The sequence below is a fragment of the Corynebacterium meitnerae genome, from assembly GCF_027570075.1.
GTDB classification, from domain to species: Bacteria; Actinomycetota; Actinomycetes; order Mycobacteriales; family Mycobacteriaceae; genus Corynebacterium; species Corynebacterium meitnerae.
Map to the genome: position 1 here is coordinate 109,169 of NZ_JAKMUS010000006.1, position 22,709 is coordinate 131,877.

Sequence of the window (22,709 nt, forward strand, 5' to 3'; positions counted from 1 at the left end):
TCGGGGCTGGGCAATCCCCGGCGTTACCGTGGCACAGGTAGGGTGATCGGGCATGAGCCTCACCATTGCATCAGTCAACGTCAACGGGATCCGCGCGGCCACGAAGGTGCGCAATGAAAACAACTTGGGCATGTTGGAGTGGCTGAAGACCACTTCGGCAGATGTCGTGCTTATGCAGGAAGTTCGCGCCACGGAGGAGCAGTCTCAGGCCGCGCTCGCGCCGGCACTCGAGGCCGGCTGGCACCTTTATGTCGCGCCGGCCGCCGCAAAGGGTCGCGCCGGGGTGGGCATTTTGTCGCGCACACCGCTTATCGACGTCGCCGTGGGCATCCCCCAATTCGAAGATTCCGGCCGCTACATTTCAGGCCGTTTGGAGTGCGGGACGACGGTGGCGTCGCTGTACTTGCCGTCGGGAAGCACTGGCACTGAGAAGCAGGACGAGAAGTGGCGTTTCCTCGATGTGTTTGAGCCGCTGCTGGCCGAGTGGGCTGCGGCGAACAAGGACATGGTGATTGGCGGCGACTGGAATATCTGCCACCGCCGCGAGGACCTGAAGAACTGGAAGGGCAACACGAAGTCCTCCGGCTTCCTGCCTGGTGAGCGTGCCTTCATGGACGCTGTTTTCGGCGCCTTCCCGGATGATGAGGCCCAGGATATCGATGCGAAGGACGAGGCCGGCTTCTTCGGCGCCGTCGAGTACGAAAGCGACAACCGCCGCGCCGCCAACACTGACCCGCAATGGTTCGATGTTGCCCGTCGCCTCCACCCCGAGGACGCGCCGTACACCTGGTGGACCTACCGCGGCCAGGCCTTCAACAACGACGCTGGCTGGCGCATCGACTACCAGGCAGCCACCGCCAACATGCTCGAGCGTGCCCAGCGCGCCTGGGTCGAAAAAGCAGCGACGGTGGAGGAGCGTTGGTCCGACCACTCGCCGCTGCTGGTGGAGTACCGCTAGGCGTTCCAGGTCCGACTTCAGAACCTTTCCTCGCGGATAGCGCCGAGAATCTCTTGTGTGCTGGTGGACAGCCGGATTCGATTCTCGGCGCCGAGTTTCAGTGGCCGCGACGCTGGGGTGTAGGCCAGCCGTGGTTGGTGGGTGTTCCCAAGTCCGCTCACCTGAGCGACGGGACGACCGGGGTTTGCGGAAGGAAAGGTCATGGTCAAACACCTGCCTTGAAGTCGGACGACAGCTCGGAGTGGTTGATAGCGAACGTGCTAAAGCTCGATAGCGGCGAGATCCCGGATGCGCTGCGTGATCTTCACATTGCCCTTGCCCTCACGGTCACGTTTCATAATCAGCTTCGCAGCAGCCACTTGACCTCTATTGATCTTCGTATAAGTCGGAGCTGTTTCACGTGGGGATTTGTTTGTAGCGGTGTCCATCATCTCGCCTCCTTTTCATCTGCAATTTCGCTGGTGATCGTGTTGTCCATGTTATCTGATTCCGCCAAAGAATCCACCACGGTTTTTAGTAGCTCGTCGATAAGCTTTTGCTCCTCCGTTCCCAAGAAGGGCAGATCATCTAGAGAATCTAAAACAGCCACGCCGATTTGTACCGACGTTTGATTTTTGTCTTTGCACAAGTCAGCTGCCCAACGTACATTGGCGTACCACTCTTTGGATTGGTCCTGCTTACGGCTATTTCGAACTGTGTGATCAACTCCAGCCCATGCAATACCCGCTGCACAGATCGGACCGAATAGGCGTGCAATGAAATCAAGCGTAGTTTTCACACCATCAGGTGCGCTGGTAGCTAAAGTGATTGCGAAACCGATGGATGTGAAGACTGCAACGGCAGTAATCACCCACGGCACTATTTCTTTCCAGTTGTTCACTGTTCCCCCGTTTCGTAATCCCTGGAGCAGAGATACGAGATCCGATCTTAGTGTGCGCCCGCTCACGCCCGGGGGATACACTGGCCACTATGTCTAAACAGCGTGTCCTCTCTGGAATCCAGCCCACCGCCGACTCGTACCATCTGGGTAACTACCTGGGTGCCCTGAAGCAGTGGATTGACCTGCAGGATGACTATGAGGCGTTTTATTTCATCCCGGATCTGCACGCGATCACGGTGGACCAGAACCCGGAGGAGTTGCGTGAGCGCACGCTGAAGGGCGTGGCACAGCTGATTGCGCTGGGTATTGATCCGGATAAGTCGACGCTGTTCGTGCAGTCCCACGTGCCGGCGCATGCGGAGCTGACGTGGGTGCTGCAGTGCCTGACCGGCTTCGGTGAGGCCAGCCGTATGACGCAGTTCAAGGACAAGTCGGCGAAGCAGGGGCAGGACAGGACGTCGGTGGGCCTGTTCACGTACCCGATGCTCATGGCGGCGGATATTTTGCTGTACTCGCCGCAGCTCGTGCCGGTGGGTGAGGATCAGCGCCAGCACCTGGAGCTCACGCGCACGCTGGCGGAGCGTTTCAACGCGCGCTACGGCACAACGTTCGTGGTTCCGGACGGTTTCATTCCGGAGGGCTCGGCGAAGATCTATGACCTGCAGGAGCCGACGGCCAAGATGAGTAAGTCGGGTGCGAACCCGAAGGGTCTGATCAACCTGCTCGACGACCCGAAGACGTCCGCGAAGCGCATCAAGTCCGCTGTCACGGACAACGACGGCGTCGTCGCTTTCGACCGCGAGAACAAGCCGGGCGTGTCCAACCTGCTGGCCATCCAGTCGGCGCTCACCGGCGAGGCGATCGACGCGCTCGTGCAGAAGTACGAGGGCCAGGGCTACGGCGCACTCAAGGTTGATACGGCCGATGCGCTTGAAAGCTTTACGACGCCGCTTCGCGCCCGCTACGACGAACTAATCGCCGACCGCGCTGAACTGGAAAACATCCTGGCTCGCGGCGCTGATCGTGCACGCGAACTGGCTAATCCTCTCCTGGCGGATGTGTACGAGAAGGTGGGCTTCTACGCGCCGAAGCGCTAAAGGCCGTTAGAGTGGGGCGGACAACTATGTAGAAAGGACCGCCATCACATGGCTACTTCCACGTCACCCCGTAAGAGCTTTACGGACGAGCAGGGCATTGAGCGTGCCCACCCGACCCAGAAAGATGAGGGGGTTGTGGCTGAGGTGAAGGAGAAGGCTCCGCCGATCGCTCACCTCCTGCGCATGAATGACCGGTTTGGTGCGGAGGGCGGCAACCAGTTTGCTGCCGGTATTACCTACTTTTCCGTGCTGTCGATCTTCCCGCTGACCATGTTGCTCTTCGCAGCAATGGGTTTTGTGTTGGCGGCCCGCCCGGATTTGTTGGAGCAGATCCAGGATCAGATCGCGCAGTCCGTCTCCGGTGACACCGGCGAGATGATCAACCAGCTCGTGGAATCCGCGATTGCGCAGCGTGGTGCGGTTGCCGGTATCGGTTTGCTGACCACGCTGTGGTCCGGCCTCGGCTGGATGAACCACCTGCGCACCGGCATCAGCGCTATGTGGTCGCTGGATGCGAATGAGGGTGGCGGCAACTTCTTTACGAAGAAGCTGGCGGACCTCGTCGCACTCATCGGTCTGCTGGTGCTCCTCATCGTTGCCTTCGGCGTCACCGCAGTGGGCTCTTCTAGCTTGACGACGACTGCCATGGAGCACTTCGGTCTCGGTAATTTCCCCGGTGCCCGGTTCGTCGTGTTCCTGGTTGCGCTGATTGCCGGTATTGCAGCTAACTTCCTGGTCTTCTGGTGGATGATCGTGTTCATGCCGCGCACCAAGGTGCCGAAGAAGTCTGGCCTCAAGGGCGCCCTGCTGGGTGCTGTGATCTTCGAGCTGATTAAGCAGTTCTCCACCGTTATCGTTGGCTCTGCGACCGGTAACCCGGCTGGTGCCATCTTCGGTCCGATCATCTCCCTGATGGTCGTGCTCTACCTCGTCTGGCGCGTGGTGCTCTACGTCTCCGCGTGGACCGCCACCACCGAAGAGTCCCTGGAACTGGAAGAGCCGGAGATTCCGGAGCCAGCGGTGATCAACATTCGTGCCACTGCTGCGCAGCCGGGCAACACCGGCCGCAACATCGGTATCGGTGCAGCTATTGGCGCTGCTGGCGTCGCCGCGCTTTCGCTTTTGACGCGACGCTAAGCCACGTTCCCACGCCCGCCAGGGCGATCACCGCGGCCAAAACCGCGATGCCTTCCCACGGCAGCGAATCACCATCGCTGGCCGTGGGTTTTTCGTTGGGGGAGGGGGTTGGGGTGGGGTCGGCGGTGGCGTCGATAAGCGATGCGACTGCCTGTGAACGTGGGACCGTGTACCCCTCGTGAATGAGTTGTTGAGCTTGCTCCCACGCGCGGGCGCGATCGACGGTGGTGTCGAGCACGATGGACATGATGCGGCGGCCGTCGCGGTCGAGCGCGCCGACGAACGTGTGCTTCGCGTCATCCGTGAAGCCCGTCTTGCCGCCGATGCCACCCGGATCATTGAGGTAGAGCTTGTTGTCGTTGTAGACCTCAAACCCCTCGTATTTCGTGCCATCCGCCGTGGTGTAGCCGGGGAAGGGGTAGGACTCGGTGGAGATGATCTTGGTGAACACCGGGTTCGCATACGCCGCGCGATACGCCAGGCCCATATCCCACGCGGAGGTGGACATCCCCGGCGCGTCCAAGCCCGAGTAACTAGCGGCGCGCGTGTCCTTCATGCCCAGGTCAGCGGCCTTTGCGTTGACCTTCTTCAGGGCCTTCTCGTCCCCGCCGAGAGCCTGCGCGAGTGCGTGCGCCGCATCATTGCCGGACACCATCAGCAGGCCGTGCAGCAGGTCATCGACGGTGTACTCGCCGCCACCGCCCAGGCCCACCGCGGAGCCCTCCTGACCTGCGGATTCATCGCTGACCGTGACCTTCTTGTCCAACGGCAGCTCCTCGATGACCACCAGCGCGAGCAGTGCCTTGATGATGGACGCCGGGCGGTACCGCCCGTGCGGATCCTTCATCGCGATGACATCTCCCGTATCGATGTCCGCCACCAACCACGCCGTAGCCAGCACGTCATCGCTGACCGTGAAGCCATCCGGGGCGATGACGCCGCACGGCCCGTCATAGGTCACCGGCAGCGGTGTGGGCGTCGGTGAGCCCGGCGCAATGCGTTCCGACGTACTCACCGCCTCCGGCGGCCACGTCGCCTGCGGGCAGCCGTCCGTGTTCGGGGCGTGCTCGCGCGGGGCGGGCGTGATCACGGTGTCGGTGGGGTCGGTGGGATCGGTGTCTGCTGTGGCGATGGGTGTGGCGAGTGGCGCGGCGAGTAGGCCTGGCAGAGCCGCGGCGATGACGGCTGTTTTCAGGCGGGCGCTATGGGCCTTGCTATGGGCAGGAAAATCACGGGAAAACATTGTTGAGACAGTCTAGACCCGGTTGGCAGGTGGTCCTTTGTGGCGCGCCCGGATAGCTAAGCCTCACCTCAAAAATGCCCTCTGACCTGCAGTTAGTTAGTGCTAACTTGCTTGCGAGGGTGGATTGAATTGGCGTAGATATGGAGTCATGAGCGAAAAGGAATCCCAGAGCCCATCCTCGGCTAGCAGCGTGCTGCCTGAGCACTACCCGGAAGTCGAAGTAGAAACCCACGGCATGGGCGAGAAACTCAACCGCCTGCGTGCCGCTGTGCTGGGTGCCAACGATGGCATCGTGTCCACCGCGGCTGTCGTGGTGGGTGTCGCGGGTGCGACTAACTCGCTACGGGAGATCGCCACGGCTGGTGTCGCTGCCCTCGTTGGTGGTGCCGTCTCGATGGCGCTTGGCGAGTACGTATCCGTCTCCTCCCAACGCGACGCCGAAGAAGCCGCCATTGAAACCGAACGTGGGCTGCACGACGTCGACCCAGAGGCGGAACTCAACCACCTCGTCCAGGCGTACAAGAACTCCGGCCTGAGCGAAGAGACCGCCATTGCTGTTGCCCGCGAGCGCACGCGGATTGATCCGCTCGGCGCCCACCTGGAGATCCACTACGGCATTGACCAGGAAGACCTGGTCAACCCGTGGTCCGCCGCGACCGCCTCCTTCATCTCCTTCTTCCTGGGTGCGCTGCTGCCGTTGGTTGCTGTGCTTCTCGCCCCGGAGATGGCGCGAGTGGTGGTCACGGTGGTGGTCACCCTCATCGCACTGGCTATCACCGGTGCGATCTCCGCCAAGCTCGGCGGGGCGAAGCCAGCCAAGGCCGTGGTCCGACTGGTCGTCGGTGGTGGCCTGGCCCTGGCGGTTACCTACCTCGTGGGTACGTTGCTGGGCACTGGGATGGCTTAAATCCGGCTTAGGGGCCTGCGCGACAACGAGGACGTGCTACTGACTTTCAAAAGTTGGTAGCACTCCTGGTGTTTTAGAGGGGGTTTGCACGATTTTTGAAAATGGTGCACAGAAGGGGGCCCGAAACCCTGACGCGGCCCCAAACGAACCGACTAGAACTTCGAGAAACGCTTGACCAGAATCTCTTCGAGGCTCTTCCAGCCCTCGGCCTTATCGGTGAACGGGGCGGATGGCACGTAGCCGGCGGCCTCGGTGGAGCCGAGCATGTAGGCGAGGTAGTCCTGCATGCGGGGGTTGGCCAGGAGGAAGGAGTTCAACGAGTCATCGTTGGCCCAGTCGGCGGCATCGGCCATGAGCTCGTAGGCCTTGGCCATCTGCTTGGTGTCCACGGCGTCAACGCCCTTATCGATGTCAGCGGCGATGCCGTTGAAGGAGTAGGAGTTGTCCGGGTGGACGGTGACCTCGAGTTCACCGGCATTGGCCAGGTGCATGATGTCGGGCCAGGTGGAAACGGAGGCGAGGTCGTGGTCGTCATTGTCCACGATCCAGCGGGCCATGTGCTTGGCGGTGGGGAAGGTGAAGATTTCGCCGTACTTGCCCAGGAAGACCGGGGCGCCACCGACGTAGGTGCGCATGGTGTACACACCCTTGCCTTGGACGGTGATCTTGACCGGGTCGATGCCAGCCTCAGCCCAGGCGGAGATGTCGTAGGGGTCGGCGGCGGCGCGGGCAGCTTCGGCTTCCTTTTCGGCAGCGGCGCGGGCTTCGTCGCGGGCGGCGGTGGCAGCAGCAATGGAGTCCGCAGCGGCGCTCACACGGGCGGAGTCGAGTTCGGAGTCAGCGACGACGCGCACGGATTCGTCGAGGGAGTGCACCACGGTTTCCCAGTTGGTCAGCACGGTGCGGCCGACACCGGACCATTCGGACAGGCCGTTGTCGCCGGCGTAGTGCTCGTGGCCACGGTTGATGTTGCCCAGGATGGAGTGGGATGCGAAGAAGATCTGTGCGTCGCTGGCGCCGGCAACCTCAGCGAGGGAGCGGGCCAGCTGGAAGCCACGCGCGACGGCGGAGACGTTCTCGTGGCTGGGGCGTCCGGCGAGGTAGGAGGGCAGGCCGATGATGTCGTAATCATTCTTTTCACCGGGCACGACGCGGTCGTCGCCGCCGGCCTGGAAGGCTTGCCACTTCGGGTGGTCGGTGAGGTCATGGTCGGTGTGGTCCTCGAGGTAGACCAGCAGGGCCTCGGGGCTGTTGAACACCAGGACGTCGTCCTTATCGCCGAGGAAGGCTTGCCATTCGGTGCCACCTTGGCGCCAGGTGGGGGCCCACAGGGTGTAGAAGTCGCCCTCGGTCAAGGAGATTTTCACCGGGAGAATTGCGCGCGTACTCATGTGCAGCCACTTTACTCAATGGGGACATGATTCCGTGCGCTACCCCGTTGGTCGCCAGAAGCCTTTGAAGGGCATGCCGATGTTGTTGGTGCGCACGGGGTTCATTTGGACGGGTGTGCCGGCCTCAATCATCTGCCCGTCACCGGCGTACATGGCTACGTGTCCGGACCAGACGACGAGGTCACCGGGTTGGAGTTCGTCGTAGCTGACTTGCCGCCCGACGGCTTGGTTTTCAGCGGTGCGCGGGATGTCCAAGCCGGCTTGTTTGTACGCCCAGGAGGTCAGCCCGGAACAGTCGAAGCCGCCGGGCGCACTGCCACCCCACACGTAGGGGGTTCCCAGTTGGGATTTCGCGGCTTCCACGGCTGCGCGCCCCACGGCGTTACCGCCTTCTTGCTTATCGACGCTCCCCGGCACCCCACCATCAACCCCCTCCACTCCCGCGAGCTGCCGCAGTTCCGATTCGGCGGCGTAGGCCGCAGGTGCGGGGATGAGCTTTTCCCGGGCTGCGGCTGCGGTGACGAGTTCGGTCAAACGGGACACAAGCGGGCGTAGCTCGTTTTCTAGCTGGCCAAGGCGTTTGGTCACGGCGATGAAGGCTTCACTGGCAAGGTCGACCAAGCGCGCCATGATGCCGATGGCGCCCGGCCCTGCGAACAAAGCGGGCACGAGTGCGGCGGCTTGGGCGAGGAAGCGTTGGCCAATGGCAAGGATATCGAGGCCGGCGGCGTGGATGAGGGGAGCGGCTTGGTGGAGGGTGTCGGTGAGGGTGGTGCGATCGTCGAGAAGCGATTGGGCTGCGCGAAGCACACGCTGAGGGTCGGCGCTGACAGTGGCGGCGAGCGGCGCGACCGTGCGGAAATCCGGCAGTGGCGGGACGGTGACCTGGGGAAGTGGGGCGGGGACGGCGCGCGCGATGGTGGCGACGACGGAGCCGAGATCGAAGGTCATGGCGCAACCCCCTCGAAGACGCGGGCGGTGGAGGTGTCCACGCGCAGAGCTCCCGTGGTGAAGGCCTCCATGTTGGCGGCAGTGCGGTGGGCCTCGCGCGCGAGCAGATCCGTGTGCTCATTGATCGCAGCAACCGCGGCGTGGACTGCTGCGCTGAGCGCGGCAACGGGGCCTGCCTCCGGCAAGGATGGGAGAGCGATGGGTTGAGTCGCGGCTGCGTCCTCGCGCAGGTTCGCGATGTGGTCGGTAATGGTGTGAACGTCAAAGAAAAGATCAGAATGTGAAGTGCTCATACTTACTTTGACTGCCTTAACCCCCCGATCGGTTCCATCAGATTTGAAAATTTCTGGTTAGCATTGTGTTCATGCAGATCACAGTCATCGAACACCCGCTGGCAATTTCTCGTCTCACCCGCCTGCGTGACAAACGCACGAGCAATTCCAGCTTCCGCGCAGCCCTGTCTGATTTGGGCTCCATGCTCATCTACGAAGCATCCCGGGACCTGGAAACCGAGACCTTTGATTGTGAGACCCCGGTGGGTACCGCAACCGGCGTGCGCCTGAAGCAGCCACCGATCATCGTGCCTATCATCCGCGCCGGGCTCGGCCTGGTGGATCCGTCCCTGGCCATGATCCCGGACGCGCAGGTGGGCTTCATCGGCCTGGCGCGCGATGAGGAGACCCACGAGCCGGTGCCGTACCTGGAGGCCCTGCCGGAGGATCTGTCCGGCCAGCCGGTGTTCCTGGTTGACCCGATGCTGGCTACCGGCGGATCGCTGGTCCACGCGATTGAGCTGCTCACTGCCCGTGGTGCGGATGACATCACCGTGGTCACCGTCGTGTGTGCGCAGGAAGGTGTGGACCGGATTGCGGCGCTGGATGCACCGCTGCGCCTGGTCACCGCCACCATTGACCCGAGCTTGAACGAGGACGCCTACATCGTCCCGGGCCTGGGCGATGCGGGGGATCGCCTGTACGGTCCGCGCAATATTCACCTGTAGCGACTTTGCTGTAGACACCCCTGCGCGGCTGCGCTAGTCTCGCAGGGGAAACTATCTACCGTTGCTTCCGGGGGGAAGCGCACAGTTGGGGGGTGTCATGAGCGAATCAATCGACCCGTACGTGGAGCGAGCCAGCGGGCGCGAAAGTTTTGACGAGGCAGTCGGCGATGCACGCTGGGCCAGTCTCGGGTTTTCCATGTCGGAGCGGCTCCGCGCGATCCGGGAATTGCGGGGGCTGAGCCAGAAGCGTCTGGCTACGGTGGCGGGGCTGTCGCGCACCGTTGTGTCCAATCTAGAGCGCAACCAGCACACCGGTTCGCGGTCCTCGGATCCCACGTTGTCCACGGTGTATCGCCTGGCCTACGCCCTGCGCGTGCCGCCAGCGATGTTGCTGCCTGGCGTGGTGGATGAGCTGGGAGATGTCTGCTGGGAGCGCTTCGAACCAGTGTCGTTGGTGGAGATGCTCAACCTGGCGGAGGAGTCTGCTCTGCGCCCCGACTAACTGTACAGCTTTGTCTAGTAGTACAGTTTCACCCGTAATCGTTGGCGCCGAGAAGGGGAGTGTGCTGTGGGACTAGCTGCGCAGATTGACTCGTGGTTTACCGCTCACCGCGATGTGGTCATCGGGTGGCGCCGTCATCTTCACGCCAACCCGGAAGTGTCCCACCATGAGGTGGAGACCACGGCGTTCATCGCGCAAACACTGCGGGAGCACGGCCTTGAGCCGCACTTGTTCCCGGAGACAGGCCTGTACGTGGACATTGGCCCTGAGGACAATGAGAAGCTGGCCTTCCGCGCGGACATTGACGCGTTGCGCGTGGAAGAGGTTTCCGGCTTGCCGTTCGCCTCGCGCGTCCCGGGTGTATCGCACTCCTGTGGGCACGATGTGCACACGACGATCTGTCTGGCACTCGCGTGTGCCTTATCCGCGGTGGACCTTCCCTTCGGCATCCGCATCATCTTCCAACCCGCCGAGGAAGTCATGGATGGTGGTGCCCCTGACGTGATCAAATGGGGCGGCCTGGATGGCGTGTCCTGCATTTATGCGGTGCATGCGGAACCAAAGATCCGTGTCGGTCAGATCGGCGTGCGCACCGGCGCGATCACCTCTGCCGCTGATGTTCTGCGCATCACCGTGAGCGGCCCTGGCGGGCATACCTCGCGCCCACACCTGACCAATGATGTTGTGTACGCCTTGAGCAGCCTGGTCACCCAACTGCCGGGCTTGTTGTCGCGCCGGGTGGATCCGCGCACGGGTACCGTGCTGGTATTTGGTCAGATTGAGGCGGGCATCGCCCCGAACGCGGTGCCGAAGACCGGGCACATCGGCGGCACCATCCGCACCCAGGACATTGGAACGTGGCGGAGCTTGGAGCCGCTCATGGAGGAGCTGGTGGGCAGCGTCGTGGCGCCGACGGGCTGCAGCTACGAACTGGACTACATCCGCGGCGTACCGCCGGTGATGAACGATGACGTGGCTACCTCCGCTCTCGTTGAGGCCGCCCGCGCCGTTGACCCGCACGCGGTGATTCAGGCGCCGCAGTCCAGCGGCGGGGAAGACTTCTCCTGGTACCTCGAGCAGGTGCCAGGCTCCATGGCGCGCTTGGGCTGCTGGTCGGGCGCGGGGCAGAAGTATGACCTGCACCGGGGCGACATTGATATTGATGAGCGCTCGATCGATGTGGGAGTTCGCCTGTTCGGCTCCGTCGTTGAGCGATTCAGCCGGATGCAGGACGCACAGGCCGCTGCGTTGACCTAGCTGACCAGACTGACCTAGCTGTGTGATGTCTAGGGACTTTTTGGACACGGAGTCCAGAAGGTTTTTGGACGGGCTGTCTAGTGGCTTTTTGGACGGTTGCGGCGGTGGAATAGCCGGATGGCTATTCCATTGCATAAGCGTAGAAAGGTCGCAGATTTCGATCCCGTTCGTGACGGCAAGACGGTCACACAGTTTTGCAAAGAATTGGGGATCTCGCGACAGACGTACCACAACATCAAAAACCGGATAGCGCAGAAGGGCCGAGCAGGTATTGTGCCGGATTCGACTGCCCCGAAGAATCCGATTAAGAAATTTGACGAAGCCGACAAAATCGCAGTTGTCCACGCCAGGCAACAGTTGATGGAGCAGGGCTTGGATTATGGGCCTTGGTCGATCTACTACTTCTTGTTCGACTCTATCGGTGCCGATCGGACCCCGTCGCGTTCCACCATCGCCTTGTGGCTACAGGAGCTGGGGTTTCGATGCCAATGCCCGCAAACGGCCGCGGAGTTCCTATAAGCGCTTCACCCGTGATTTCGTTGGGGAACTCTGGCAGATCGATGGACTGGTCTATCGCCTCTTCGACCATGCGCACACGCTCGTGACGATTTACCAGATCATCGATGATGCCAGCAGATTTGATGTCGGAACCACAGCATTTGCTCTACCGGAAAACGGTACTGATGCGCGCGCTGCGCTGGCCGCAGCGTTCGCCGCCTACGGCAAACCTCAAGAAATCCTTTCTGACAATGGCGATGCGTTCGCCACCTACCACCGGGGTTTTCTCTCTGCTACTGAAACTTGGCTCGCCAGCGAAGGCGTACTTGCTATTGCTGGTTTCGCCCCGACAACCCAGGGAAAAGACGAGCGATCTCACCGTACGTTGACCCAGTTCCTCGATGCACGCCGACCAGTCAGCCTTGCTGAGGTCAACACATATCTTGCTGAATATCGCCAGGTTTACAACGAGCGACGACGCCACCAATCACTGCTGGTCGGCAAGATGCACATCACACCACGTCAGGCTTTCGATACTTTCCCCAAGGCACCGTCGCCTACGCATCCACTTGATCCTGATCAGATCTGGGCCCGCGTAGTTGCCTATAACCAGGCGCACAATCCACAAGCTGTATCCGACATGCTAAACGGCCCCGCGGAAGCGGCAACTTCACACGAGGCCAGCACCGATGACATGGCAGCTCAGCAAGGCGTACCTCCCACCGATGCCCCTACGTTAACGGTGCCTACGACAAATTCAACAAACTATTGGGGCATCCCAGACCAGCTCTGTGTGAGCAAAGATGGCGTTGTACGCGTGTGCGGCTTCGGTCTCTACATTGGTCTGAGGTTTAAAAATCGCAGGCTCTACTCCACGGTCACAGTCGATAACATTGCGGAGTTCTACACGGCCCACGATGGTGAATTCCTCTTCAGCGTGCCGCTGCCGATCACGTTGAGCCACAGGCCACCAGGTGGTCAGGTCAACATCAACCTCGTCGAAGGAATGAAACATCGTCAACCACCGCGGATGAACCCGAAATTATCCAAGCCCCGGCCGAAACGCAGGCTACAACCATAAGCCGCTAGAAATGTCCAAGAACACCATGGAGTCCGTGTCCAAAAAGAGACCGGACTCCATGTCCAAAAACCCTATGGACATAACAAGACTGACCTAGCTGGCCTAGCTAGGCCAGCTAGGTACATGATGCGCACATTTTTTCCTTGACCGCTAAAGTGGGCGGACGGAATCTTTAAAACCTGTTTGACGCAACCTGTGTAAGGAGACGTGCGTGTCCAAGAAAATTGTCATTATCGGCGGCGGCCCCGGCGGATACGAGGCAGCGCTGGTGGGCAGCCAGTACGGCGCGGACATCACTCTGATTGAGCAGCTTGGCGTTGGTGGCTCCGGCATTCTGCGTGATGTGGTGCCGTCCAAAGGCTTCATCGCTGGCACGAACGTGAAAACGGACCTTCGTCGTGCGGACGCCATGGGTCTGAAGCATGGCCTGGGTGATGTGAACCTGTCTATCCCAGCGCTGAATAACCGTGTGGTTGCTCTGGCATCGGAGCAGTCCCGCGACATTCGGCAGCAGCTGGAGCGCGCTGGTGTGCGTGTGGTGAACGGTAAGGGCCGCTTCGCTTCCCGTCAGGAAGGTCACACCACGCACCGTGTGAAGGCGGAGCTGCCGGACGGCACGATGGAAACCTTTGACTGTGACATGGTGCTCATCGCCACCGGCGCGTCCCCGCGCGTGCTGCCGGACGCTAAGCCGGATGGCCGCCGCATTCTCAACTGGCAGCAGATGTATGACCTGATTGAGGAGCCGGAGCACCTCGTCGTGGTCGGTTCTGGTGTGACCGGTGCGGAGTTTGTTTCCGCCTACGCTGAGCTGGGCGTGAAGGTCACCATGGTTGGTTCTTCTGACCGCATCCTCCCGCACGATGACGCTGATGCAGCGGACGTGCTGGAGCAGGTCCTGTCCAACCGTGACGTGACGCTGGTGAAGGACGCACGCGTGGACAGCGTGGAAAACACCGGTGATGGCGTGATCGTGCGCACCAGTGACGGCCGTGAGATCACCGGTTCCCACTGCTTGATGTCCATTGGTTCCATCCCGGACACCAAGGACCTCATGCTGGAGTCCCAGGGCGTAGACGTCACCCCGTCCGGCCACATCCACGTGGACCGCGTGTCCCGCACCAACGTGTCCGGCATTTACGCGGCGGGTGACTGCACGGACCTCATGCCGCTGGCATCCGTGGCCGCGATGCAGGGCCGCATCGCTATGTACCACGCGCTGGGTGAGGGCGTGGAGCCGCTGCGCGTCCGCACCGTCGGTAACGCTGTGTTCACGCGTCCGGAGATCGCGGCCGTGGGTATCACCGAGGCGCAGATCAAGAACGGCGAGTATGACGCCGACATCATCAAGCTCGAGCTGGCTACCAACCCGCGCGCGAAGATGCGTTCGCTGACCTCTGGTTTTGTGAAGATCTTCTCCCGCAAGGGCTCCGGCCAGGTGCTCGGCGGCGTGATCGTTGCGCCGACGGCATCGGAGCTGATCCTGTCGCTGACCATCGCGGTGACCAACAACCTCACCGTTGAGGAACTGGCTAACTCCATGGCCGTGTACCCGTCTTTGTCGGGCTCGATCACGGAGGCCGCACGCCGCCTCGTGCACAAGACTGACCTGAACTAAACGCAATCTCCCCGAGGAGCTGCCATGACTACATCCGCTACCGGAATTGGCAGGGAGGACCTGCCTACGTTTTCCAAAATCCTCGTTGCTAACCGCGGTGAAATCGCCGTGCGTGCTTTCCGCGCCGCCTTTGAAACCGGCGCGAAAACCGTCGCGGTGTACCCGCGGGAGGACCGCCACTGCTTCCACCGCCCGTTCGCGGACGAAGCGGTGCAGATCGGCGTGGCGGGCCAACCCGTCAAGGCGTACCTGGACATCGAAGAGATCATCCGCGCCGCTAAGCAGTCCGGCGCCGATGCGGTGTACCCGGGCTACGGCTTCCTCTCCGAACGCGCGCAGCTGGCGCGCCGCTGCGCCGAAGAGGGCATCAAGTTCATCGGCCCGTCCCCAGAAACGCTGGACCTGACGGGCGATAAGGCTGCTGCAGTGCGCGCTGCAGAGCGCGCCGGGCTGCCCACTCTGAAGGATTCGGAGCCATCCGCAGACCCGAAGGAACTGGCACGTTTCGCGGAGGACTTTGAGTTTCCGGTGTTTGTGAAGGCCGTGGCGGGTGGCGGCGGTAGGGGGATGAGGTTCGTCGAGAAGCGAGAGGACCTTGAAGCCCTCGCAGCGGAAGCGTCGCGCGAAGCGGAGGCCGCCTTCGGCGACCCAGATGTCTACATTGAGCGCGCCGTGATCAACCCGCAGCACATTGAGGTGCAGATTCTCGCGGACTCGCACGGCAACGTCGTGCATCTTTATGAGCGCGATTGTTCCGTGCAGCGCCGCCACCAGAAGGTCGTGGAAATTGCGCCCGCGCAGCACATCACTGAGGAGCAGCGCCAGAGCATTTGCCAGGACGCGGTGAATTTCTGCAAAGAGATCAACTATGAGGGCGCGGGCACGGTTGAGTTCCTCGTGGATGAGCGCGGCAACCACGTGTTCATTGAGATGAACCCGCGCGTGCAGGTGGAGCACACGGTGACGGAGGAAGTCACCGGCATCGACATCGTGAAGAACCAGATGTATATCGCTGCCGGCGCGACCTTGGATGATCTGAATATGCGCCAGGAGGAGATCACGGTGTCGGGTGCGGCGCTGCAATGCCGCATCACCACGGAGGATCCCACGAACGGCTTCCGCCCGGATTCCGGCACGATCACGGGGTACCGCTCGCCGGGTGGTGCGGGCGTGCGCCTGGACGGGTCCGTCGGGGTGGGCACGGAAATCACGCCGAACTTCGATTCGCTGCTGGTCAAGATGACGTGCCGCGGGCGCGATTTCCAGGTCGCTGTTGATCGTGCCCTGCGCGCGCTCAACGAGTTTGCGGTCAATGGCGTATCGACGAATATTGGTTTCCTCCGCGCCCTCCTCAGCGAACCGGACTTCCGCCACAAGCGCATTGACACCGGCTTCATCGCCTCACACCCGGATTTGCTGGAGGCGCCGTCGGCTGCCGATGATGCCGGCAAGATCCTGACCTACCTGGCTAACGTGACGGTGAACCAGCCGAATGGGCAGCGGCCGACGACCCTGCAGCCGTCAAAGAAGCTTCCCGACCGAGAGTACGGTGAGCTGCCCCGTGGTTCCCGCGATGACCTGCTGGAACTCGGCCCGGCCAAGTGGGCGGAGAAGCTGCGCAACCAGACCGCTCTGGGTGTCACCGAGACGACCTTCCGCGATGCGCACCAGTCCTTGTTGGCCACCCGCATTCGCACGAACACGCTGGTTGCCGCCGCTAAGCACGTTGGCCACCTGACCCCGCAGCTGACCTCCGTGGAAGCGTGGGGTGGCGCGACCTATGACGTGGCCATGCGCTTTTTGCACGAATCCCCGTGGATGCGCCTAGATGCCCTGCGTGAGGCCATGCCGAACGTGAACATCCAGATGCTCCTGCGCGGCCGCAACACCGTGGGCTACATCCCGTACCCGGAGTCCGTCACGCGCGCTTTCGTGAAGGAAGCCGCCGCGTCCGGCGTGGACATCTTCCGCATTTTCGACGCGCTTAACGACGTCTCCCAGATGCGCCCCGCCATCGACGCCGTCCTGGACACCGGCACCACCGTCGCCGAGGTAGCCATGGCGTACTCCGGCAACCTGCTCGATCCGGCGGAGGACCTGTACACGCTGGATTACTACCTGCGCCTAGCCGAGGAGATTGTGAACACCGGCGCGCACGTGCTGGCGATCAAGGACATGGCTGGTCTGCTGCGCCCGGCCGCCGCGGCGAAGCTGGTGGAGGCGCTGCGTTCCCGCTTTGATCTGCCGGTTCACGTGCACACCCACGACACCGCCGGCGGGCAGCTGGCCACCTACTTTGCCGCCGCTGCGGCGGGTGCAGACGTCGTGGACGTGGCCTCCGCGCCTTTGGCCGGCACGACGTCCCAGCCGTCCATGTCCGCCCTCGTTGCCGCATACGCCAACACGGAGCGCGACACCGGCCTGTCGCTTAAGGCAGTCTCCGATATGGAGCCGTACTGGGAGGCTGTGCGTGCCGTGTACGCGCCGTTCGAGTCCGGTATCCCCGGCCCGACCGGCCGCGTGTACCGCCACGAGATCCCCGGCGGCCAGCTGTCCAACCTGCGCACGCAGGCCAAGGCGCTGGGCTTGGCGGATCGCTTCGAGCTCGTTGAGGATTACTACGCCGGCGTTAATGAGATCCTGGGCCGCCCCACCAAGGTGACGCCGTCCTCCAAGGTAGTGGGAGATTTGGCGCTCTACCTCGTGGGCGCTGGCGTGACTCCGGAGGAATTCGCGGCCAACCCGCGCAAGTACGACATCCCGGAATCCGTCATCGGCTTCCTCCAAGGCGAGCTGGGTACGCCACCTGGTGGCTGGCCGGAGCTGCGGGAGAAGGCACTGGCTGACCGTGCTTCCGTGGACCACACCGTCGAGGTGCCGGCGGACCTGGAAGCAGATCTCAGTGCCGATGGTGCTGAGGCGTCGGGCGCGCGTCGTGTTGCCCTGGACAAGCTGCTCTTCCCGAAGCAGTACGACGAGCTCATGGAACACCGCCGCCTCTACGGCGTGACGGACCAGCTCGGCGACAAGGCGTTTTTCTACGGCCTCGAAGAGGGCAAGGAGATCATGGTCTACTACGGGGAGATTGAGGAAAATCAGTCCCCGTTGGTCGTCCGCCTGGACGCCGTTAGTGAGCCGGATGAGAAGGGCATGCGCCAGGTCATCCTCACCGTCAACGGTCAGGTGCGCCCGATGACGATTCGCGATGAAAACGCCGAATCCACCGTCGCCGAAGCAGAGAAGGCCGATCCGTCCAACCCGAACCACGTCGCCGCACCATTCGCCGGCGTGGTCAACGTGACCGCCAAGGTGGGCGATGAGGTCGCAGCCGGCGACCCAGTGGCCATCATCGAAGCGATGAAGATGGAAGCCACCATCTCCGCGCCCGTGGACGGGATCGTGGAAAAGGTGGCGTTTAGCCAGCCGACGAAGGTGGAGGGCGGCGACCTCGTCATTATCGTTAAATGATGCGCCTTTGCCGCGCCACCTCCACCGCGGCGGTGCGGTTGTCCACTCCGAGCTTGGAGTAGATGTGGATCAGGTGCGTTTTCACCGTGGCCTGGGAGATGAACAGGGCGGCGGCGATCTCCTTGTTGGAGGCACCCGTCTGCACCTGGCGGAGGAGTTCGATCTCGCGCGGGGAGAGCGCCTCGTCCGGGCGCATGACTCGCTCCGCTAGCACGTTGGCTACCTGCGGGGACAGGGCGCGCTCGCGGCGGGCGGCGCGCACCACTGCCTCGTGGAGTTCATCCTCCGGGGCGTCCTTGAGCAGGTAGCCCATCGCGCCGGCTTCCACGGCGGCAACGACGTCGGCCTGGGTGTCGTAGGTAGTCAGGATGAGAACCGGCGGCCCATCAGCCGCGACGAGACGGCGGGTCAGCTCAATGCCGTCCACGTTGGGCATCTGGATGTCGCTGACCACCACGTCCACACCCTCGGGGACTTTCGCTGTGCCGTCGGCGGCTTCGGCGACGACCGTGATGTCACCAAAGGAGTCCAAGACGGCGCGGAGGCCGGCGCGGACGACGGGGTGATCGTCGATAAGCATGACGTTGAGCATTAGTTCTCCTTGATGGGAAGCGTGGCGGCGAGGACATTTCCTTCGACCGTGAGCTCGCCGCCGGCTTCCGCGACGCGCGCCTGGAGGCCCTGCAATCCGTAGCCGAAGGGGCCAGTGATGCCGCGGCCATTGTCGTAGACGTCAACCGTGGCCTGCGTGCCCAGCTTATCCACGGTGACCACCGCCAAGCTCGCCCCCGCGTGACGCACGACGTTGCTGAGCGCCTCCCGCACAACGCGCTCAGCCACCGAGGCAGCCGGCTCCGGCAGATCCACCACCTGGACGCGCACCTCCAGCGGCTCACCCAACGCCTTCTGGCGGCGCTCCGCGGACCGCGCCAGGCGTTCGATGCGGGTGCTCAGGCGCTCCACCGGCGCGGCGGGCGCGGCATTGCCGGCGACGAAACGGCGGGCTTCCGTGAGATTCTCCGCGGCGGTATCCCGGATGGTGGCCAGGGTGTCGCGGGCGGATGAGGGCGCGCCGGCGGTTTCCAGCTCCTTGTCCAGCGCGCGGCCGAGCAACACGATGGAACTCAACCCCTGCGCCATCGTGTCGTGCACCTCCCGGGACAGGCGCGCACGCTCCTCCGCGCGGCCGGCCTCATGCTCCGCAGCGGCCAGGTGCTGCTGCGCGGCCTCCAGGTCAATGGCCAGCTGGCGGTAGTGCTCCGTCTCCGCGTTGAGCGCCTTGTAGGCGTGCACGATGCCCACGGCCAGCGCCGTTCCGATTGTCGGGCCGATCAGCCCACCCGGGCCGTCCGCCGGGAACGTCACGCTCAATGTGTAGGCCAGCAGCGCGCCCGTGAGCGCCAGGCCCCACCATGTTGGGAGCAGGAAGCAGGCGAGGATGGCCAGCGGGAACTCCATCCACACGAAGGTCGGGGACAGCGCGGCCAGCACCACCCACACGATCACCACCGCGCCCAGCCAGGCCAGCGCCTGCGGGCGGGAATGCGCGCGGCCGTGGTGGTGCCACACGGTGCCAAACAGGTAGATGGCGGCGAACAGCGCTGCGGCGACGACAGCGGGCCAGTGGTTCTCCCGGAGAGCGCCGATCAGGCCCACGCCCAACAGCGTGGCCACCAGCACGTGCAGGCTCACGCGCAAGGCGGCCAAAATGCGGTTGGAGGTCATGCGGGCAACCCTAGCGCCGCCACCGGTTGGGCCAACATCAACCGAACGGTCGATTCCTTTTTCAACCCGCAGCCCGATGTTAATCCCGCAGGTCACGGACACAATTGGAAGCATGTTCGTAGGAATCCGTGAAATCAAGAAAGCGAAGGGGCGCTTCGGGCTCATCGTGGGCACCGTCGCGTTGATTACCCTTCTCGTGGTTGTGCTGACGGGCCTGACCTCGGGGCTGGGCAAGCAGAACACGTCCGCGCTCGAGGCGCTCGACCCAGCCGCGGTGGTCTTCGAGGACCCGCAGGATCCGTCGTTCACCACCTCGCGCGTGCAGGCAACGCCAGGCACGGACGCGCTGGGCACCGGCCAGATGCTCGTCTCCGGTCCGGATGGCACGGAACAATCGGTCGCGCTCCTCGCGTTGCCGCGCGGCACCACGTTGCCCGGGGGAGAGGTTCTCAGCGATGGCGCGGTCGCCTCAGCCTCACTGAACTTTTCGCTTCACGACGTCCTCTCCCTCGCCGGCACCACCATCCCCGTCGACGCGGTCGGTGAGGACCTGATGTTCGCTCACACCCCTGTCTTGTGGGTCCCCACCGAGACCTGGCAGGAGGCTTTCCACACGGACGCTGCCGGCACCGTCCTGCTCTCCGATGATCCTGGGATTGAAGGTGGCGTTTCGTTGAAGGAGTCTTTCCAGGGCCTGCCCGCCTATGTCTCGGAACAGAGCTCGCTCAAGATGATTCAGGGCTTCCTCTACGCCATTGCTGCACTGGTCATCGTGGCATTCCTCACCGTCTGGACCATCCAGCGCAGCCGTGACCTGGCCATCCTGAAGGCCATCGGCGCCTCGAACAAGTACCTGCTCAAGGACGCCGTGGGCCAGTCCGCCATCCTCCTGTTCATCGGCGTGACCATCGGCGCCCTCATCGGGCTGGGCATCGGGTTCGCCATGGAAGGCGTCGCACCATTCACCCTGTCCTTCGGCGTGATCGCCCTGCCGCCACTGCTCGTCTGGGCGCTGGGTATGGCCGGCGCCGTTGTGGCCACCCGCTCCATCAGCAAAGTCAACCCCCAAAGCGCACTCGGAGGTGTCGCATAATGCCCACATCCAAGCTTGAACTCACTGACGTCACCGTCTCCTTCCAGGACGGCCAGGAACGCCGCACCGTCCTGGACAAGCTCAACTTCACCGCCGAACCCGGCCGCCTGACCTTCATTGTTGGCGAGTCCGGCTCCGGCAAATCCACCCTCCTCTCCGTCGCCGCCGGCCTGATCACTCCGGATTCTGGCACCGCGACCTTGGGTGGTGTCCCGGTGTCCAATGATCTGCGCCGCGACAAGATCGGCATGATCTTCCAACAGGCTAACCTCATCTCCGCCCTGAACGTCCGCGATCAGCTGCTGGTCACCGACCACATCCGCGGCATCAAACCGCGCAAGCAGCGGGCCGATGAACTGCTTGAAACTGTGGGCCTCGCCGGGCTCGAGAATCGGGACATGCACGCTCTTTCTGGTGGCCAACGTCAGCGCGTCGGCATCGCCCGGGCACTCATGGGTGAGCCGGAACTCGTGCTTGCCGACGAACCCACCGCCGCCCTCGACTCCTCCCGCTCCCGCGACATCGTGGAACTCCTCCGCAACCTGGTCGAGGACCGCGGCATCGCCTGCGGCTTTGTCACCCACGACCAGTCCCTGATCTCGGACCGGGACGACGTCTTTGTTGTCAGCGAGCACCAGAAGGCGCCGGCGCTGGCCTAGTCTCATGGCCTGGCTGCTATCAACTTTCTAAAGTTTGTAGCAGTCCTGGTCTTTTAATGGGGGTTTGCACGAATTTCAAAAATCGTGCAGCGCGTGGGAGGGAATGAGGCCGAGAGAGATGAGACTAGCGGTTGAGTACCCGGGTGAAGAAGCGGTCGAGGTCCGCAAACATCGTGGGCAGACTCGCGCTGGAAAACCGCAGCGGCACCCACCCTTCGATCGTCGCGTTGAGGTTGATGCTGGCGTCTTTGTTTCGCTGCTCGTAGTTCCAGTGTTGGATACCGTCGTACATCAAACCAAAGCGTTGTCCGCTCACGGGACAGATGAGAGCCAGGTCAAAACGGGTGATCCACTGGCCATTGGCTTTCACTGGGACTTGTTCTTGGAGGTGAAGGCCGTGCTTTCTGGCGACCTGCTCGGCGATCAACCGCATCTCGGTTTCTTTTGGTGATTCGGCCAGGGAAGAGGAGCGGATGAGGGCATCAGTCACCCAAACGAGGTTGAGGCGGTTCTTACAGGCGGAGAGGATGTCGAGGGGATTGATGGTGAGGCGACGGGAGACGTCGAGAAGCTGAATGGCCCTGATGAGCGTGGGGTGAAGATCCCCGCACGGCACGACATGCCAGCCGACTCTTTCGCGGCGTAGCTCCGTGAGCGCGTGTGCAACGGCGGCGGCGGGTGCGGCGATGGATATCCACTTTCCGTGAAGGCAGGCGCTCCACTTTTCGTGAATGTCGAGGGCTGCGCGTGAGATGTGGGGTTTTCCGGGACCAGCTTTTTGCGGGCGGGCTATTCGCTTCTCCGCGAACGCCGTGTCACACCCATCGCCCAAAAACTTCGCCCCGTACAGCGCTAGTGCGCCAAAGCCAGTCAGTGTCAGGTGCGGGTTTTCCAGGGCAAATGCGGCCGCCCGGTAGGCCTGGGGGATCTGGTAGCAGAGCCGTTGGTGGTGGAACTCGGCGTCGCGTTCGGCGAGTTTGGGGTCTATGAGTAGCTCCGGGGCCAGCCCAAACGTGTCCGAAATGGGCACGAGGCCTGGCCGGGAACCCAGTGGTTCGAGGTTGATGGGGCGGGTGATGGTCATTCCATTGAATAAATTGCTCATATGAGCTTAGACCGCCGTTGACCCCTGTTCGGTTCCCTTGGCCGGCGAAAAAGTTTCGAAGGGGTGGGTTGTGGGGGAGAGGATTGATCAGAGGGGGTGCCTGCTACCAACTTTGGAAAGTTCGTAGCAGTCCTGGTCC

The 22,709-nt window shown here is 62.7% G+C and carries 20 protein-coding genes and 1 pseudogene; 12 read left to right on the forward strand and 9 right to left on the reverse strand.

What is annotated here, in order from left to right; all coding sequences use genetic code 11:
* The first annotated feature begins 52 nt into the window (after positions 1 to 52).
* A complete protein-coding gene (locus L8U60_RS05515) occupies positions 53 to 958 on the forward strand; it encodes an exodeoxyribonuclease III (RefSeq protein ID WP_269965366.1) in 906 nt (301 codons plus the stop codon).
* Positions 959 to 975: 17 nt separating this feature from the next.
* Here L8U60_RS05515 and L8U60_RS05520 read toward each other — a convergent pair whose 3' ends face one another.
* Both L8U60_RS05520 and L8U60_RS05525 read right to left on the reverse strand, forming a co-directional pair.
* Positions 976 to 1,161, reverse strand: a complete 186-nt coding sequence (locus L8U60_RS05520) for a hypothetical protein (protein WP_269965367.1) — start codon at positions 1,159 to 1,161, stop codon at positions 976 to 978.
* A 224-nt stretch (positions 1,162 to 1,385) separates the two neighbouring features.
* Complete coding sequence (locus L8U60_RS05525; protein WP_269965368.1) at positions 1,386 to 1,838, reverse strand: hypothetical protein; 453 nt, start codon at positions 1,836 to 1,838, stop codon at positions 1,386 to 1,388.
* 89 nt (positions 1,839 to 1,927) lie between these two features.
* Between L8U60_RS05525 and trpS the strand changes: the two genes are divergently transcribed.
* Together trpS and L8U60_RS05535 are read left to right on the forward strand one after the other, a co-directional pair.
* Positions 1,928 to 2,935, forward strand: coding sequence for a tryptophan--tRNA ligase (gene trpS / locus L8U60_RS05530; protein ID WP_269965369.1), 1,008 nt, complete (start codon positions 1,928 to 1,930; stop codon positions 2,933 to 2,935).
* Between the two features lie 48 nt (positions 2,936 to 2,983).
* Positions 2,984 to 4,072, forward strand: a complete 1,089-nt coding sequence (locus L8U60_RS05535) for a YhjD/YihY/BrkB family envelope integrity protein (protein WP_269965370.1) — start codon at positions 2,984 to 2,986, stop codon at positions 4,070 to 4,072.
* Here the strand turns inward: L8U60_RS05535 and L8U60_RS05540 are convergent.
* Positions 4,023 to 5,315 carry a D-alanyl-D-alanine carboxypeptidase family protein gene (locus L8U60_RS05540; protein WP_269965371.1) on the reverse strand — a complete coding sequence of 431 codons (1,293 nt, stop codon included), beginning with the start codon at positions 5,313 to 5,315 and terminating at the stop codon, positions 4,023 to 4,025. The two genes, L8U60_RS05535 and L8U60_RS05540, sit on opposite strands and share 50 nt — an antisense overlap.
* Positions 5,316 to 5,463: 148 nt before the next feature.
* Between L8U60_RS05540 and L8U60_RS05545 the strand changes: the two genes are divergently transcribed.
* The gene (locus L8U60_RS05545; RefSeq protein WP_269965372.1) at positions 5,464 to 6,222 is read left to right on the forward strand and encodes a VIT1/CCC1 transporter family protein; all 759 of its coding nucleotides are present in this window, start codon (positions 5,464 to 5,466) and stop codon (positions 6,220 to 6,222) included.
* Between the two features lie 152 nt (positions 6,223 to 6,374).
* On the opposite strand, the gene L8U60_RS05550 is transcribed toward L8U60_RS05545, so the two are convergent.
* Genes L8U60_RS05550 through L8U60_RS05560 form a run of 3 tightly spaced genes read right to left on the reverse strand, consistent with a single transcriptional unit; the run spans position 6,375 to position 8,857 of the window.
* Positions 6,375 to 7,613 carry a hypothetical protein gene (locus L8U60_RS05550; protein ID WP_269965373.1) on the reverse strand — a complete coding sequence of 413 codons (1,239 nt, stop codon included), beginning with the start codon at positions 7,611 to 7,613 and terminating at the stop codon, positions 6,375 to 6,377.
* A 39-nt stretch (positions 7,614 to 7,652) separates the two neighbouring features.
* Positions 7,653 to 8,564, reverse strand: a complete 912-nt coding sequence (locus L8U60_RS05555) for a C40 family peptidase (protein ID WP_269965374.1) — start codon at positions 8,562 to 8,564, stop codon at positions 7,653 to 7,655.
* A complete protein-coding gene (locus L8U60_RS05560; protein ID WP_269965375.1) occupies positions 8,561 to 8,857 on the reverse strand; it encodes a hypothetical protein in 297 nt (98 codons plus the stop codon). Before L8U60_RS05560 ends, L8U60_RS05555 begins: the two co-directional genes overlap by 4 nt.
* 71 nt (positions 8,858 to 8,928) lie before the next feature.
* Between L8U60_RS05560 and upp the strand changes: the two genes are divergently transcribed.
* From upp to L8U60_RS05595, 6 genes and pseudogenes are all read left to right on the forward strand, one after another.
* Positions 8,929 to 9,564, forward strand: a complete 636-nt coding sequence (gene upp, locus L8U60_RS05565; RefSeq protein WP_269965376.1) for a uracil phosphoribosyltransferase — start codon at positions 8,929 to 8,931, stop codon at positions 9,562 to 9,564.
* A gap of 97 nt (positions 9,565 to 9,661) precedes the next feature.
* Entirely contained in the window at positions 9,662 to 10,066 is a 405-nt protein-coding gene (locus tag L8U60_RS05570) for a helix-turn-helix domain-containing protein (RefSeq protein WP_269965377.1), read from the forward strand.
* A 66-nt stretch (positions 10,067 to 10,132) separates the two neighbouring features.
* Positions 10,133 to 11,323 (forward strand): amidohydrolase, encoded by a 1,191-nt coding sequence (locus L8U60_RS05575; protein WP_269965378.1) that lies wholly within the window; start codon positions 10,133 to 10,135, stop codon positions 11,321 to 11,323.
* Between the two features lie 117 nt (positions 11,324 to 11,440).
* A pseudogene (locus L8U60_RS05585) lies at positions 11,441 to 12,902 on the forward strand (integrase core domain-containing protein).
* 211 nt (positions 12,903 to 13,113) lie between these two features.
* The gene (locus tag L8U60_RS05590; RefSeq protein ID WP_269965381.1) at positions 13,114 to 14,520 is read left to right on the forward strand and encodes an NAD(P)H-quinone dehydrogenase; all 1,407 of its coding nucleotides are present in this window, start codon (positions 13,114 to 13,116) and stop codon (positions 14,518 to 14,520) included.
* Between the two features lie 24 nt (positions 14,521 to 14,544).
* Entirely contained in the window at positions 14,545 to 17,988 is a 3,444-nt protein-coding gene (locus L8U60_RS05595) for a pyruvate carboxylase (protein WP_269965382.1), read from the forward strand.
* Here L8U60_RS05595 and L8U60_RS05600 read toward each other — a convergent pair.
* Positions 17,981 to 18,580, reverse strand: a complete 600-nt coding sequence (locus tag L8U60_RS05600; protein ID WP_269965383.1) for a response regulator — start codon at positions 18,578 to 18,580, stop codon at positions 17,981 to 17,983. The two genes, L8U60_RS05595 and L8U60_RS05600, sit on opposite strands and share 8 nt — an antisense overlap.
* Positions 18,580 to 19,713 (reverse strand): sensor histidine kinase, encoded by a 1,134-nt coding sequence (locus L8U60_RS05605; RefSeq protein WP_269965384.1) that lies wholly within the window; start codon positions 19,711 to 19,713, stop codon positions 18,580 to 18,582. The genes L8U60_RS05600 and L8U60_RS05605 overlap by 1 nt, the downstream gene beginning before the upstream one ends.
* A 112-nt stretch (positions 19,714 to 19,825) precedes the next feature.
* On the opposite strand from L8U60_RS05605, the gene L8U60_RS05610 reads away from it, so the two are divergent.
* Positions 19,826 to 20,806 carry an ABC transporter permease gene (locus L8U60_RS05610; RefSeq protein WP_269965385.1) on the forward strand — a complete coding sequence of 327 codons (981 nt, stop codon included), beginning with the start codon at positions 19,826 to 19,828 and terminating at the stop codon, positions 20,804 to 20,806.
* Positions 20,806 to 21,465 carry an ABC transporter ATP-binding protein gene (locus tag L8U60_RS05615; protein ID WP_269965386.1) on the forward strand — a complete coding sequence of 220 codons (660 nt, stop codon included), beginning with the start codon at positions 20,806 to 20,808 and terminating at the stop codon, positions 21,463 to 21,465. Before L8U60_RS05610 ends, L8U60_RS05615 begins: the two co-directional genes overlap by 1 nt.
* Before the next feature lie 124 nt (positions 21,466 to 21,589).
* Here L8U60_RS05615 and L8U60_RS05620 read toward each other — a convergent pair whose 3' ends face one another.
* A complete protein-coding gene (locus tag L8U60_RS05620; protein ID WP_269965387.1) occupies positions 21,590 to 22,570 on the reverse strand; it encodes a hypothetical protein in 981 nt (326 codons plus the stop codon).
* Positions 22,571 to 22,709 lie beyond the last annotated feature (139 nt).